Here is a 15055-nt window from a genome sequence, read left to right on the forward strand (position 1 = left end):
GAGATGAGCCTGTGTTAAAAACAATTGTGGTCGCTCTTGATGGTTCAGACCTTTCAGAACACGTCATTCAAACCGTACAAGAACTCCAACTGCAACCTGATAGCCAAATTATCCTTTGTCACGTTATTCCGCCACCAGTATCTGACTTAGAAATGGTGGCTGACTTACCTCACGCCTATGCAGCGGAAGTACCTTACCGAAATATAGAAAAGCAGATCGCAGCCTATCGAGATAAGTTACCAGGAGAACGTCAAGTTGAGATTGTCAGCGGCGATCCGGCGGAAGAGATTGTACGGATTGCGAATATTTACCAAGCTGATTTAATTGCGATCGGTAGTCGCGGTTTACAAGGTGTTAAGCGAATTATTCAAGGCTCGGTGAGTAGTCAAGTTGTCGAGAGTGCTCACTGTTCGGTATTAGTGGTCAAGCCACAATAGGTTTTACTCAGTACAAGATGCTTAAGAAGTCAGGATGAATCGCAACCGCTATTTTTAAGGTTCTACACCGACACACTGTCTTCAAAAACAATAAATCCAAATTGCTCTGAGACGAAAATATCTGCATGGCTCAGCAACGGTTTGTTTGCTATTGTTGCTAATTGTATTTGCTTGCTTGGACCTATACCATCGCGATCAAAGTACAAAGCGCCAGACTTTCTGTCATAAATAAAGCGATCGCTCGGATCGCCAGCGGCTGTACCGAGGCGAAACTGATGCGGCTTGATAGTTTCGCCTGGCTTTAGTCCACCACCAAAATTACGTGGGGAGACAACGATCGTGTCATCAGCAGCGATAAAGTCGGTAATAATATCAGTTCCTTCGTTGGGAGAATCAAAGTTAAAGCGATCTGCTCCGAGTCCGCCAGTCAGCGTATCTCTTCCAGAACCTCCTGCCAAGGTGTCGTTTCCGGTTCCACCAATCAACAAGTCTCTACCAGAATCGCCGTCAAGAATATCTGCACCAGCACCGCCGCGAATTGTATCATTGCCACCGTCACCAGTGATAATATCTGCGCCTGCTAGCCCCAATATCAAGTCATTAAAATCAGTGCCGACGATGATATCACTTCCATTGCTACCAATAATTTTTGCCATGATGAATTGCTCGCTTGAATTGAATATTAATGAATCTGCAATTTTCCTGCTTCAATTGCTCCTCTTAAATACCTAAACATATAACTGAACCAAAATCTTAATCAACAACCTCGTGCTAATCTTTAAAAATTTTTACCTTATTAATTTTGCTTTAAAAGCTAGAGATGTTGAGCTAATATCATGACTGTTTTTCTAGAAAAAATTACTAGATTTATGTCCATAATTAAGCTGTGTTTCACACGTGATTCATTAATACAAAAACCTAGAATGATTATTAAGCTCATTATTTTTGATCTACCAATTTAATTATGAATCTATTTAAATTACTCTGATTTGCTATTGTTAACGTTACTAAAACTCTTTATTTAAACCACTTTTCAAATTAATGCTTATTGGCTTATCTGTTAGACATAAATACTTACTTTGCGTCTCAACAACCACTAAAAAAGCATTGACGGTTCAGTTTTCGTGTTGAATGATTAAAAGCAGGCAATACAAAAGCCTAGTCCAACAAACAACTAGTTATTAAACACGAGGAAAATCAAATGGCTAGCATCAAAATTTTTGAACTAACTCCTGCTGGTGCTGAACTGTTTCAGGATAATGAAAGCTTTCTTAATGAGTTAAACGATCAAGAGTCACTAATGATATCTGGTGGCGGTGGTAGCGATGTAAACATTAGTGTCATTAGCCAGAATTCAGTTTCTATTGGTATTTCAATTAAGACAGTTTCTGTAGTATCTCAAGTCAAATCTTACGTTTTTAAGAAGAAATAGGCTAATAAGTTCAACTTTAAGTTAGCTTGTTGTGTCTTAGACACACTAACCGATATCGGATGTTTTAAATCTAGTCATAATTGTTGCGAGTACTCTATACGGGTCGGAGTTAGCATAGCTCTGACCTATTTTTTATATTAAAAATATTACTGCGAATTAAAATAAAGTTAAATTACATAAGTCATTAATTTGAGACATAAATATCTTACTTTTCCTCATCAGGAATGACACAAAATTACAAAAAAAGAACTACATTAGTGCAGCGTTAGGCGTCAAAGTAAAAAAGTAATAAGAGTTTCAAAAAGCTCTTGTGTAAGCTTTAATAATCTCAAGTCTTATTTTGCCTAAATATCAGTAGATTCTAAAATAAAAAAAACATTGAAACTTAGTTTTTAAAACATAAGATCATTGCGCCATCTCATTCGCAGCAACGTAAATAAATATTAAATATATGACATAATACTTGTTTTTTTGTCTTTTTAAAAAAATGAAATAACTTGACTAATAAAAAGCACTCTTCAATTATAAAAAGTATACAAGCTTAATTTTTGATTTAAGCTTGAAGATTAAAATAATTTGGAGAGAATCAATGGCTAGTATAAAGATTTCTGAATTAAAGCCGTTAGGCAATGAACTATTTCAAGATGAAGAGAGCTTTTTAGATGAATTAAATGAAAGAGAAACTTTATTTATTACAGGTGGAAAGAAGAACGAGGCAAATTTAGATATATCAGTACTGACAGTTTTAACGGAAAGTATAGGAATTTCTTTACAAACAGTTAGTATTGTGACTCAAATTAAAAAAATAAAGATAAAAATTAAACAGTGATAGAAAGGTTCTGCATGAGGATGAATTCCTTGAACTAATTATTATTTTGTGTTTCTGAGACTTTTCGGGAAACTGCGAATATGGAATTTGTTTTAAGTGACATAAACGTTTTTGACCATCTGATAAGCAGAGGATTGTGTACTCAAGAGGAAGTAACGAGTAAAGTTGAGCAAAAAACTGCAAAAAACTTTAACTTACTTGTTAGCTTATCAGCGGGACGTAAACTTTTAGTTAAACAGGAACCTTACACTGGACAGCAAGAGGCTGCTAGTGAGTTTCTACGAGAATGGCGAATTCATGAATTTATTCAAAGATTTCCAGAATTAGAATACATTAGTGCTTGGTTGCCAGAGGTAATTCATTTTGATGCAGACCGTTCTATCATTGTTGTGAATTATCTGACGAATTATCGTGATTTAGCTGAGTTTTACGCTCAAGAAAATAACTTTTCACCTGAAATTGCAGGTGCAATTGGCTCAGCATTAGCAGCTATTCACCGCGCAACGCTAAATTGCCAAGAGCATCAAGAATTTTTTGTTCAAGGTACAGCAATTGAAACGGATCAAGAAGTACAGTTAACTGAAGGTTTAGACAGAATTAGTCCAGAAATCTTTAGTCAGGTTCCTGATGACGGCTTGAAATTCTTTGCGCTTTATCAGCGCTATGACAGCTTAGGAAAAGCGATCGCCGAACTTGGTAGCGCATACCAACCCTGCTGTTTAACGCACAATGACCTCAAGCTTAATAACATTCTCTTACCGTTGGATTGGGAAAACCAGCTACAAATTCGTCTGATTGACTGGGAACGATCTGGTTGGGGCGATCCGGCGTTTGATTTAGGGGCGCTGATGGCAAGTTATCTTGTACTATGGCTAACGAGCTTGGTTGTGAGTAAATCAATTGGCATCGAAGAAGCTTTGCGTTTAGCGATGACGCCGCTGGAAGTCTTGCAGCCTTCACTTGTTGCGTTGATGCGTAGTTACTGCGATCGCTTTCCAGAAATTTTTGAACTGCGTCCTGAGTTTCTCCAACGGATGATGCAATTTTCTGGGTTGAATTTGATCAAAGCAATTCAATCGATGCTGCAATATCAGAAATCTTTTGGTAATACAGGAATTTGTTTATTACAGGTAGCCAAGACTTTACTATGTCGTCCTGAAGCATCCATCCGAACTATTTTTGGCATGGAAGAATCAGAACTGACTTGCCTTGTTCGTTCCACTTAATTATTAATTGTAGGCACAATATGCTGTTGTTGGATTCGCTGCATCAATTAGTAGACGAGCGATTACGAACTTCCTTACAAGATATTGTTAACAATATTCATATCGAATCTAACTTTTGTATTCGCCATCCCCATTACAAACCCTTACAACTTCCTACTGAAGCCGTAGAGAGATTCGAGCGATTACCGAATAGCCTGCAAATGAAATACCTCAATTTGCAGCTACAAAATTTCCTCTATGGCATTTATTACAACGGCTTTTTGCAAACAGCGCTTGCTCCTACTGAGGATAGTAAAACACCACAACATCGCGAAAATAATACCTTTTTGGGTGTAGACCTCGCATTTTATGAGCGATTGCACGACAGTAACAACGGCGAAGGCTATTTCGATCCTGGTTGGCTGGTAGTAAGACACGACGATGATGACTTCGTTGTCACCAAAGGTGGATTAAATTTGTGGGTGAGCGATCGCCATCTGCAACCGGAAGCAGTGCCATCGATTGGTGAAGAAATCGCGATTCGTTTACCTCGCAATCGGGTACAAAACGGCTTCTATATGGCGGTGGGTAATGCAGGTTCTCCGAGTGATGACGAGCAACTGACGCGGATTTATTTTAATTTCGGCCCAGAAGGTGCGGTTGCTGTTATGGATAGCTTGACGCGGCGACTTAACGAAATTGCTCTACCTTTTCTATTCAAGGTTCTCTACGATCCTGCGTACTACAAGCGCTACGACGCGGGGGTACTGTATTTCGCGAAAATTCACTACGCAGCTATTCGACGGGTACTACAGCAAGTTTATGCTGAAAACCAAGCGCATTTTCGCGCCCAAGTTCCATTGTTTACGAAGTTTTTAGCACCAGGACTCGCGATCGCTGAAGAACCAGATTTGAAATTTGCCGAACAAGAAAGTTTTGGCATGAATCGCTGCCAACTCGTTGCGAGTGGCTTGCTAGAAGCAAAAGAAGACAATGACGAGTCTCCAGAAAGGCGTATGAAAGCAATTTTGCAACAGTTTTCCTCGTTAGGGTTGGAACTGAATCGTTCTTACCTCAATGCAAATTCTGAAGACATTTATACTCCGCTACAGTTATGAAGATTACCGATCTCACCGCCCCCACACCCACACAAGATGTTATTCCTGTGAGGAAGCAATTTGCCAATTCTGATCTACCTTTTTATCGTCCCCTCGGTCGCACAAACTTAATGGTAAGTTGCCTAGGCTTGGGAGGTGGCGGACAGATTTCGAGTGAAGATACGCTTTATGCGTTTGACCAGGGAATCAATTTCTTTTTCTACTCTAGCGACCTCCACCACTATCTTTATAGTTCAATGGCGGGGGCGTTACGTCAATTATGCGGACGCAAATCCGCAGTGCGCGAGCAAGTGGTGCTTGCAACGGTATCGTACATTGTGAAAACTCCAGAGGCGATTTTCTCTTCGCTTTACGATCAATTTGTTGATTTGGGTATTGACTACATCGATATCTTTTTTTGGGGTTGGATTGGTGCAGATAATGCGGGTGATTTGCAAAACTGCTTGAGTGCTTCTAACGATCTGCGCGGTTCCAATACCGTATGTCAGCGCACGATGGAAAGAATATTTGGTACTTCAGAGCGCCTTAAGAAAATGGGTGCAGTTCGCTATATTGGTGCGTCTTTCCACGATCATCATTTAGCGCGTCAGTGGCTCAACAATCCGCTATTAGATGTGGTGATGGTACGGCATAATGTCGCTCATCGTACTGCCCAACAAGAGGTTTTCGCAAAGCTCGATCCTCACGACTCGCGGCGTTCAGGAATTGTCACGTTTAAATCGGCTGGAATGCACAATTTTCTGGGAGATCCACCTGTCGGTTTACCACCAGGATGCTGGCGACCAAAAGTTCCTGATTTGTATCGCTATTCGCTAAGTCAAAACTGTGTTGATGTGTGTTTGACAGGGTTAACACGGCGCGAAGAAGTGGATGCAGCGATCGCCAATGTGCAACAAGGTAAGCTCTCGGCTACAGAACTCGACTATCTCGCGCTGTATGGTGATTTGCATCGCAATCGCGTCAAAGTGCAAGATGTTCCGGCTGAACGCTGGTATCAGCCAACGCTTGCAGCAGCTTTGTAAATTGATTGAGGTAAAGCTATGTCGGAAACTTTAGAAATCGACCAACTTGTTCTACCCACAATTGCTCGTGCAACTGATGCAGAGATTACGACCTACCTCCGTCGTTCGGGTAAATTTGCTGAAATTGCTGCTTTAGCTGAACGCGATGCTTTTATTTTACAGCTTTGCGCGCAGTACGAAGTGACCGTTGCAGATGAAGAATGGCAAGCGGCTGGTGATGTTTTTCGCACCGAACACAAAATTCTAGGCGTTGCAGAAACTTATGCATGGTTAGCGCGCCAACGGATAAGTGTCGAAGATTGGTCTGAGGGAATTAAAATTAGGCTTCTAGCGAAGAAGTTGAAAGCGGAGCTTTTTGGAGAAGTTGTCGATAGTTATTACTTCCAAAATCGAGAGGAATATCAGCGGGTTGCGCTGTCACAAATTCTTGTGCTTGATTTAACGATCGCGATGAAACTAGCCAAGGCGTTGCGCGAGGAACAAGCTTCCTTCTGTGCTTTGGCGTTGGAGTACTCGAAGGGAAAACAATCGCAAGAAAATGGCGGGTTTGCGGGAGTGCGCTTTTTAACGGAATTGTTGCCAGAAATTTCCCAGGCGATCGCAAATGCTAAAGAAGGTGAAATTATTGGTCCAATTCATACAAAACTCGGCTATCACATTCTTCGAGTTGAAAAAAGATTTCCTCCAGAACTTAGCGAAGCAGTGCGAGAGCAAATTTTAGATACGTTATTTGAACTTTGGATTCAGGAAAACAGTAAAGCTTCTCATGCTTGACGACTCCCCTGTTACCTACTTGTCTTAACCTCAAAGCAAATCGTTATTAGGAGTGCATCCAATGTCTTGTCTAAAAATCTCCGATCTATCTCCTACTGGTTTAGAACTATTCCAGGATGCTGAAAATTTTTTGAATGAATTAAGCGATCGCGAAATAGAAAACATTACAGGTGGCTTTTTCAGTTTTTTTACAGATGAATTCCTGCCAATCCCCAGTGACTTAGTGCTTAAAACTGTAGTAAAAACACGAGTTGTTTCTGTGGTAACTAAATCAGTTCAGGTAAAAACCAAAGGTATCAAAACCTTTGGAGTCTCGCATACGCACAAAACCATCGTTACTATTAAACGCTAAAGCCACATCAAATCACTTATGATTTTACCGAATCATCCTTTACAACTGGAAATTAATTTCTACCTTTGCAATCTGTTGCTTAAGCCACTCCGAAAATAAATCAGAAAGAATTTTATAACGTAGTTCATCGTCTAATTGCGGTTGAATAATTTCCTCAACGAAGATCAGATGAACTCCTTTTGAGGTAATAATTGGTTTGAGGAGTTGTGGTGGAGATGCAGCAAATACCGCAGCAGAAATCTCAGGTTTTAAATCTTTCCTGTGGAGAATCCCACGATATCCACCACAGCGCCTTAGTTCAGATTCCTCTATATATTGACTGGCCACGTCAGCAAAACTTATTTCTTTTTCGGTAATAGCATAGAAGAGTTCCAATGCTAAATCTTGATCGTTCAATATAACTTCATATAATACTACACTAGCATAATCAAGTTGATGCTCAACAAAAACAGGTTCAACGCTATCTGCAAATAGATATTGCGCTAGTTTTGCAGAAATAACATTTGTATAAACTATTTCCTCAAAATCATCGACAGATATATGATGTTGCTCTAACCATTTCCAAGTATCCTCTGCGTGATGAAGCTCATTGAGAATCCGCAGGTTATCTGCCCCTTGTTGTAACTCTTCTTGTGTTGCTACGATACCTTTTTCTGCTGCCATCAGAGCAATAATTTTTCGATTCATAATTCCTTCAATAATTGTAGGAAGTTGACACGTCAGCTTGATTTCATGCAGGATATTGCTAGGAGTAATGTTAATGGTGGTTAACATGATTTAGGCCTTAAATGAAATAGTAAATTTTGTGATACTCAGATATTTTTTTAGGTTATGTCCGATGCAGTATATTTATAATTCTAAATACTAGAATTATAAATTACACTACTTAATTGTGTTGCTTTAATTGCACAAAATTACCTTGTTAGAGTTCCAAACCACCAACTTGTAATTTCTTGAAAGGATCGAGAATAAAGTCTATAACTCGGCGCTGTCGAATGATAACTTCAGCAGTTGCTGTCTGACCTGGAGTTAAAGGAATACGTTTATGAGTTGTTTGAATATAAGGCTGAGGAACTGTAATTTCTAGTTTGTATGTATCTACCTGACCTTGAATTGTTTCTTTACTTTGTGAATCAGGTGATACCCAAATTAAAAAGCCAGGTACTATCCCATAATCCTGAAAAGGATAAGCATCAAATTTGATTTTGACAGGTAATCCAGGACGAAGAAAACCGCTTTGCTGACTAGACATTTCGGCTTTCAGAACAAGAGTAGTACCACTAGGTGCAATTTGAGCGATCGTTTGCCCTGTTTGGACTACAGCACCTGCGCGTTGAATAGGTAACTGAAAAATGATGCCATCAATGGGGGCGTGTAAAATATGCTGTTGTAGTCGTAACAGTAACGATGAAATTTGATTTTTAGTTTGGGCAATATCTGCTTTTAAATCGATGATTTGTGTTTGAATTTCTTTGATTTGTCTTTCACTTTCTAAAATTGCTAATTCACCAGCACGCAAATTACTTTCGTAAGTACTCTGCTGTTTTTCAAGTTCAGCTTTAGCTTGTTCGATATCTGATTGTGCTTTTTTTAAACGCTGCTCGTTTTCAATCATAGTTCGTTCCGCCATGTCTACTTGTACTCCAGAAATGATGCCTTCTCTTTGGAGTCGTCGATAGCGTTGCACTGTATCTCGGTCTTTACTTAATAATTGGTGTGCGGCTTGTGCAGCTTCTTGATTAAAATTCTGCTGTTGGCGAATTTGAGTAGTTTGTGCGAGTTGTGCTGAGGCTTGTGCTTGATTTTGTAGTCGTTGTGTACGGATACTGATTGCTAGTTGATTTTTAATAAGTTGTAACTGTGGTAAACGATTTTGCTGTCCTTCTAATTTTGCTCTCGCTTGTTGAAGTTCGGTTAAAATTGCCTCGGATTCTAAAACTAATAAACTTTGCCCAGCTTTAACAGTTTGACCTTCTTCAACATTAATTGCTGCAACAGTACCGCCAACAGGGACATCAAGTCTTACGATTTTTCCTTTGGGTTCTAGGCGTCCTCTAGCACTACCAGTTTCATCAACTTTAGCTAGCATTGTCCAAGGTAAAAGAATGACAGCAAACATTAACAAGAAATACAGTAATCCTCGCGTCCAAACTCTTGGTAAGGTATCGATTAATTCTTGTGTGGGATAAGACCAATTTTCGCTTTGGTTAGGCATTGGTAATAGTTCAATTTTTTGAGGAGGTAAGGCTTGCTTTACCTGTTGAATTTTGAGTAAAGCTTGTTGACGAACTATAACTACGCATAGTAGTAATTATTTTGTTTAATAAATAATCTTCTACATCGTGGCTAGTGAATAAGATGCAAGATTAAGTGGGGTTTTAATTGCAAAGCTAAGAAGTAATTCCTGTGATTTGTTGCTGATTGAGGTAGAAATATTGACCGCGTTTTGTCATGAGTTCTTCGTGCGTGCCACTTTCAACTAATACTCCTCGATCTAAGACTAAAATCTTGTTAGCTTGGCGCACGGTAGAGAGACGATGGGCGATAATTATTGTTGTGCGTCCTTGTAAAAGAGTACTGAGGTTATTTTGAATAATTCGCTCAGATTCGGCATCAAGATGACTTGTTGCTTCATCGAGAACAAGGACGTGGGGATTCCCAAGAAAAGCGCGGGCGATCGCAATTCTTTGGCGTTGTCCTCCAGACAGCATTCCACCACCCTCACCAATTTTAGTTTCATAACCCATTGGTAGTTCTTGAATAAACTGATCCGCACCTGCAAGCTTCGCGGCTTGGCGAATATCCTCTGGAGACGCTTCGGGATGTCCAAGGCTAATATTTTCCCAAATCGTACCGCCAAAGAGAAACGTATCTTGATCGACAACACCAATCTGCTGACGGAGCGATCGCAGCGCTACACTCGTAATATCGTAACCATCGATCAAAATCTTGCCTTCGGTGGGTGGATAAAGCCCTAAAACTAACTTAGAAATTGTCGTTTTTCCAGAACCGCTACGACCAACAAGCGCGACTGTTTCCCCTGGTTTTACCTCAAAGCTAATATTCTCTAATGTATTCACCTCGCTCTCTGGATGGTAACGAAACGTCACTTGCTCAAAGCGAATGTGACCTTGTAATGTTGGTAATAATTGCCGTGGTTGATTTTGTAAATCTTCTTCTGGCTGAGTTTCAATCACATCATTAATTCGCTCGACTGCAATAACCACTTCTTGCAGTTGATTCCACAAAACTGTTAAGCGTTGAAAAGGATTTATCACATTACTCAACAACATATTGAAAGCAACTAATTGCCCAATAGTCAGTTGGTTTTGAATCACCTGCCATGCACCAAACCAAAGCAATGCTGTGGTTGCTAGCGCTTCGATTGTTGAGCTAAAAACTAAGAAACTGTTATCAATAACTTGCCCCGAAAAAGAAGTTCGCACTGACTTATTCAGAAGTTCTTCCCAATGCCAGCGTACTGTCTGCTCAACTGCCATCGATTTAATTGTCCGAATGCCTGTGAGCGCTTCAATTAAGTAACTATTTTGCTCGGCGAGGGAATTAAAAATTTCTTTGGAGATGCGGCGAAAAAAGGGCGTAGCAATTAACGCTAACAAGAAAAATGGTGGTACAACAACTAAGACAAGCAGTGCCATTTGCCAGCTGTACCAAAACATTAATCCTGCATAAACAAATACTGTGAGGAGATCGAGAAAGATTGACAGTGCTTCGCCGGTCAGAAATTGCTGAATTTTATAATTTTCTTGAACGCGCGAGATGATATCGCCAACATAGCGAGACTCAAAAAAACTGAGGGGTAAGCGAAACGTATGTTTGATAAAACCAACAATTAACGCTAAATCAATTCGGTGAGCCGTGTGGTCTAGTAAATATTGTCGTAGACCAATCATCGCTACTCGGAATAAACCAAAGATCAGCAAACCCATTCCTACAGCAGTCAACGTGAGAGTGCTGCGTTGCACCACCACTCGGTCGAGTAGTAGCTGTGTTAGTAGTGGCGTAATTAGTCCAAAAACCTGCAAAAGAAGTGAAGCAATCAGTACCTCTAGCAAAACTAAAGTGTGAGGTTTAATTAACTCAATAAACTGCCACCACGTTTGCTTTGTGTCTTTTGTCTGATCGAGTAGGGCGGTAGGTTGAAGTAATAATGTGTAACCTGTCCAACTTGCCTTAAACGCTGCTGAACTCAGAGTTTTTTGACCTGTGGCAGGATCGCCAATGACAACTTGCTTGGGAGTGATTTCGTAAACAACAACATAATGTCTTCCTTCCCAATGCGCGATCGCAGGTAAAGTTTGTTCTGCTAGTTTGTTGAGGCTAGCTTTTACTGGTCGAGTTATAAACCCAATGCTTTCTGCTGCTGCTGCTAAGCCCCGCAAAGATGCTCCGTTACGGTCAACATTAGCAATATCGCGCAATCGATTGACGCTAAAGCGTTTTCCCCAATAACGCCCAATCATGACAAGACAAGCAGCACCACAATCAGCAGTACTTTGTTGCGCAAAAAAAGGATAACGTCGTGTAAATCGCTGCCACCATTGACCAACTTTTACCGTAGGACGAGGAAAGTAAGCTTGGTTGATTTTGACCTGATTTTTGCGGTCAACGGCAACTTCTGTCAATGAAATGCGTGTCTCTGGTTCTACAGCAGCGACTTGTGGTGCATCTGCTGTAGTAGCTAATTGTGGTAGATACTGGAGTGCGCTTTGCCAATGCACATCACGCAGAACATACAACTCAGTTGATACAGTTGCTTGCCAAGTTTTATCTTTGGACGGTTTCGGGAAATGGATATCGCCTGTAGTCAGTTTGTCTTGCGCAGAGTTTACGAGTTCTCCGCGCCGTACTAGCCATAACCGCGATTCTGCAACATCAGCAGAAACGTTATGTCTACAGATATGTTGCTCTAGCAGCGGTAATATCTGCATTAACTTGTCTACAGAAGCATTGTGAAAAAAGCTACTTTGGCGACACAACAGAAGTAAGTCTCGGAGTACTGCTTGTTGATATAGGCGATCGCGAAGTGCCGGATAAGTTGCAATCAAGCTTTGTAAGCAATCGTAACTGAGATAACAAAGCTTTAAATTAATAGATGCTCTGATAGCATAAGGTTGAAATTGTTCTGGAGTAAATAGCGTTACTTCACCAAATATCGAACCTGCCTCTAACGAGGTTATCAGACTATCGCTGCTATCAAGAAGTCGGGCTTTGCCTGCAAGAACTAAATAAATGCCGCGATGCGCATCGGCGGTACACCAAAATTTCTTACCTGCATTTGGTTGGATAATTTCAGCTTGCTGATAACAGCCGAAGAGTTCGCGTTCAGAAAGCGTTAGCCCTATTTGGGTAAAGAGTTGACTTAGCTGTGCTAATGAAAACTCTGATAATTTGTGTGCCATGATTTGCAGATATGACGCTGAAATCAGTTATTTACTCGGCTTGACAGCATTAAAAGTCCAAAGTGGATTTGCTTGTGCAGAAGATTGCAAGTTACTAATCTTGATACTCGCTGCTTTGTCTTGAGAAAAGCTTTTTGTTTCTTTTTGCACGCGGATTTGCCTTAAAGATAATCCTAATTTTTGCAATATCCGACTGATGTGGCGATCGCTGACTTCAACTCCAAATTCTTTTGCGAGTTGCTTTCTTAACCATTCTGCTGTCCAGCACCGAAATGAATAACCATATTCGCGAGGACTATGATTAACTAATTCCTGTAATCGAGCAATATGATGGGCATCAATTGTTTTTGGGCGACCAATTGGGCGATCGTTCCATTTATGCGCTAATCCGGCTTTCGCCATAGCAATCCAGTACCTTGCCATTTCTTGAGAGCATCCCAATGCTGCGCAGATTTCTGCTTGTGAGTACCCCATATCTGCTAATAGCATGATTTCTATTCGACGATGATATTCTGGACGTAAATTACTCTGCCTACTCTTCAACAAAAACTCTCTTTGAAAACTTGTTAAAAACTGACTTTCTTCTATATATAATTCCTCAAAATTACGTTGTTGAGGCTGATAAATATGAGATTTATCGTTATTTATACTTAAGTTATGAAAAGGTTCTTTATTCATCATGGTTCTGTCTCAGCGTTATTAAATCTTCCAAATTCTATATTTGGTTAGGGCGTATTAAAAAGAATTAATGATTGCTTCGTATGCAATAGTGATAGATGTATTACTTATTTCTTAAAATATTCAACTGTTTCTCTTATCTTAAGAAAAAGAGATGTATTGAGCCATACGCCTTTTTAAATCTTTGACCAAGACTAAAAAACGATCTTTAATAACTATTTTTTTGTAAAATGCTTAATTTCATTTGAAACGCAAGCAATTTTCAATTAGCAACTTATCGGTTGTATTTGAAATTTAGAATAAGTTTCTATTTTAATTTAAGACTATATTGCTTTCATCGATTCGCTCTCCTGCTAGGCACGTCTCGTGTCGCTAAATTATCTAAGCATTTTTAGCATTTTTGAAGTAAAAGCTAAGATGCTATTAGCAACGCTTTCAATTATCGTTTGCTAAATGATTTCGGTTTATTTGTTATGTATTTCAAGTATTTAAATTATCAAGATTTCTGTTACTGAATGCAAGCTCTATTTAAGTTAAGTAATTTATGTAAAATTTATTACCAAATGTAAATTATGAGTAGCAAAATATACCTAAGTAACTTGTGTATGCAAGTGTTGGCAACTGCTGTCATCTTCCTTGTTCTGGGAGAAATAAAGTAGCGGAAACTATAACAAAGTACTACTTAGTATAATTCAATACAGTATTTTGCTAGACATCATATGTATATAAATAAGAAATTAGTATACAAAGAATCTAGCTTGAAAACTAAATAATCTTTGTCTCTTATTGCTAATACAGCTTTATTAGTAGCAAAAGATACATAATAAATATTTATATGAGGAGCATATTTATCGAGTAGGCATGACAAATAGCTTTGTTTTCATTAAGCTGAGATCTGTTATTGCACCACTTAATATTATCAAAGCTCGCAGAAAAATAGACAATATTTCCAGAAAAAAGTTACTTTATATCGGAAAACAACACGCAACTTGCTGTTTAAACAATCAATGTCGCGCATCTAAGTTGCATGTTGTTAACCAGAAAAATATGGTTTATGTCAGAATTGTTCTTGAAAGCGAGTGTATAAATTTATTCTTTTTGCTGGAATGTAGCGAGCTATAGTGCTTTGTTCTACACAGATGTTGCAACTGACAATACACCTATAAATAAGTCGTTGCAGAGGCCGGTTTCAGCATTCTTCTGGAAAAAGACATATAGTTTGTTGTGCTTGCTGTTCAAGCTAGCAGCAAACTTCACCTTAAGTCGCGAGTCACAAACCTCTCAGCTACACGCGCTTGAAATTGTGGTTTCAGTCGTTGGTCACACAGTAGACAAATATTTACGCTGATTTAGTTGCTAAAAACTGACGTAGACTGAGTAAACTCATTGTCTGTGCCAAGTTGAGTGGTAAAAGTGACACTCCCGCTAGAGACGACTGCACCCAGCCTTCACCCCAGTACCATTCGTGATATCCATCAACGCCTTGACTCAGTAAAAAACGCAAGCAAACAGGTGTCGCTACTTCAACTTGATGGCGAATGGCAATTGGTCCTGTCCAACTTGTGAAAGCAAGTCCTGAATGTAGCTGTTCGGGCATTCCTTCTGCTAGACGTTGGAACCAAAGCCATTTTTGTAGCTGTTCTGGACGCAGTAAACTGTCGCGAATTGCACTTGCTGACGCTTCTATTTCTATTCGCAGTTGGCTTTGTTGAAAAGTACCTAGCATGATAATTGTTGCGATCGCCCAATGTTCTATTTTTAGTATGACTGAAACTTAGACGTGAG

At 39.6% G+C, this 15055-nt stretch carries 14 protein-coding genes; 8 read left to right on the forward strand and 6 right to left on the reverse strand.

Going from position 1 to position 15055, the window contains the following annotated elements; genetic code table 11:
• Positions 1-11: 11 nt before the first annotated feature.
• Complete coding sequence (locus GLO7428_RS17450) at positions 12-437, forward strand: universal stress protein (RefSeq protein WP_015189891.1); 426 nt, start codon at positions 12-14, stop codon at positions 435-437.
• 62 nt (positions 438-499) lie between these two features.
• On the opposite strand, the gene GLO7428_RS29605 is transcribed toward GLO7428_RS17450, so the two are convergent.
• Entirely contained in the window at positions 500-1093 is a 594-nt protein-coding gene (locus tag GLO7428_RS29605) for a calcium-binding protein (RefSeq protein WP_015189892.1), read from the reverse strand.
• A 545-nt stretch (positions 1094-1638) separates the two neighbouring features.
• On the opposite strand from GLO7428_RS29605, the gene GLO7428_RS17460 reads away from it, so the two are divergent.
• From GLO7428_RS17460 to GLO7428_RS17490, 7 genes are all read left to right on the forward strand, one after another.
• The gene (locus GLO7428_RS17460; protein WP_015189893.1) at positions 1639-1869 is read left to right on the forward strand and encodes a hypothetical protein; all 231 of its coding nucleotides are present in this window, start codon (positions 1639-1641) and stop codon (positions 1867-1869) included.
• Between the two features lie 589 nt (positions 1870-2458).
• Positions 2459-2698, forward strand: coding sequence for a hypothetical protein (locus GLO7428_RS17465; protein WP_015189894.1), 240 nt, complete (start codon positions 2459-2461; stop codon positions 2696-2698).
• 80 nt (positions 2699-2778) lie between these two features.
• Positions 2779-3924, forward strand: coding sequence for a phosphotransferase family protein (locus GLO7428_RS17470; protein ID WP_015189895.1), 1146 nt, complete (start codon positions 2779-2781; stop codon positions 3922-3924).
• A 20-nt stretch (positions 3925-3944) separates the two neighbouring features.
• A complete protein-coding gene (locus GLO7428_RS17475) occupies positions 3945-5021 on the forward strand; it encodes a T3SS effector HopA1 family protein (RefSeq protein WP_015189896.1) in 1077 nt (358 codons plus the stop codon).
• Positions 5018-6043 (forward strand): aldo/keto reductase, encoded by a 1026-nt coding sequence (locus tag GLO7428_RS17480; protein WP_015189897.1) that lies wholly within the window; start codon positions 5018-5020, stop codon positions 6041-6043. The genes GLO7428_RS17475 and GLO7428_RS17480 overlap by 4 nt, the downstream gene beginning before the upstream one ends.
• Before the next feature lie 18 nt (positions 6044-6061).
• Positions 6062-6817 (forward strand): peptidylprolyl isomerase, encoded by a 756-nt coding sequence (locus GLO7428_RS17485; RefSeq protein WP_015189898.1) that lies wholly within the window; start codon positions 6062-6064, stop codon positions 6815-6817.
• A gap of 61 nt (positions 6818-6878) precedes the next feature.
• On the forward strand, positions 6879-7169 hold the full coding sequence (locus GLO7428_RS17490; RefSeq protein ID WP_015189899.1) for a hypothetical protein: 291 nt from the start codon (positions 6879-6881) through the stop codon (positions 7167-7169).
• A 39-nt stretch (positions 7170-7208) separates the two neighbouring features.
• Here the strand turns inward: GLO7428_RS17490 and GLO7428_RS17495 are convergent, their stop codons facing one another.
• The 5 genes from GLO7428_RS17495 to GLO7428_RS17515 all read right to left on the reverse strand — a co-directional run bounded on the left by GLO7428_RS17495 (position 7209) and on the right by GLO7428_RS17515 (position 14996).
• Positions 7209-7943 (reverse strand): peptidylprolyl isomerase, encoded by a 735-nt coding sequence (locus GLO7428_RS17495; protein ID WP_015189900.1) that lies wholly within the window; start codon positions 7941-7943, stop codon positions 7209-7211.
• A gap of 148 nt (positions 7944-8091) precedes the next feature.
• The gene (locus tag GLO7428_RS17500; RefSeq protein ID WP_015189901.1) at positions 8092-9384 is read right to left on the reverse strand and encodes an HlyD family efflux transporter periplasmic adaptor subunit; all 1293 of its coding nucleotides are present in this window, start codon (positions 9382-9384) and stop codon (positions 8092-8094) included.
• A gap of 175 nt (positions 9385-9559) precedes the next feature.
• Complete coding sequence (locus GLO7428_RS17505) at positions 9560-12592, reverse strand: peptidase domain-containing ABC transporter (protein ID WP_015189902.1); 3033 nt, start codon at positions 12590-12592, stop codon at positions 9560-9562.
• 27 nt (positions 12593-12619) lie between these two features.
• Positions 12620-13273: a helix-turn-helix domain-containing protein gene (locus GLO7428_RS17510; protein WP_015189903.1), complete on the reverse strand. Its 654-nt coding sequence runs from the start codon at positions 13271-13273 to the stop codon at positions 12620-12622.
• 1336 nt (positions 13274-14609) lie between these two features.
• Positions 14610-14996, reverse strand: a complete 387-nt coding sequence (locus GLO7428_RS17515; protein ID WP_015189904.1) for a hypothetical protein — start codon at positions 14994-14996, stop codon at positions 14610-14612.
• Positions 14997-15055: the final 59 nt, after the last annotated feature.

Origin of the sequence: Gloeocapsa sp. PCC 7428 (assembly GCF_000317555.1) — a bacterium.
GTDB lineage: Bacteria > Cyanobacteriota > Cyanobacteriia > Cyanobacteriales > Chroococcidiopsidaceae > Chroogloeocystis.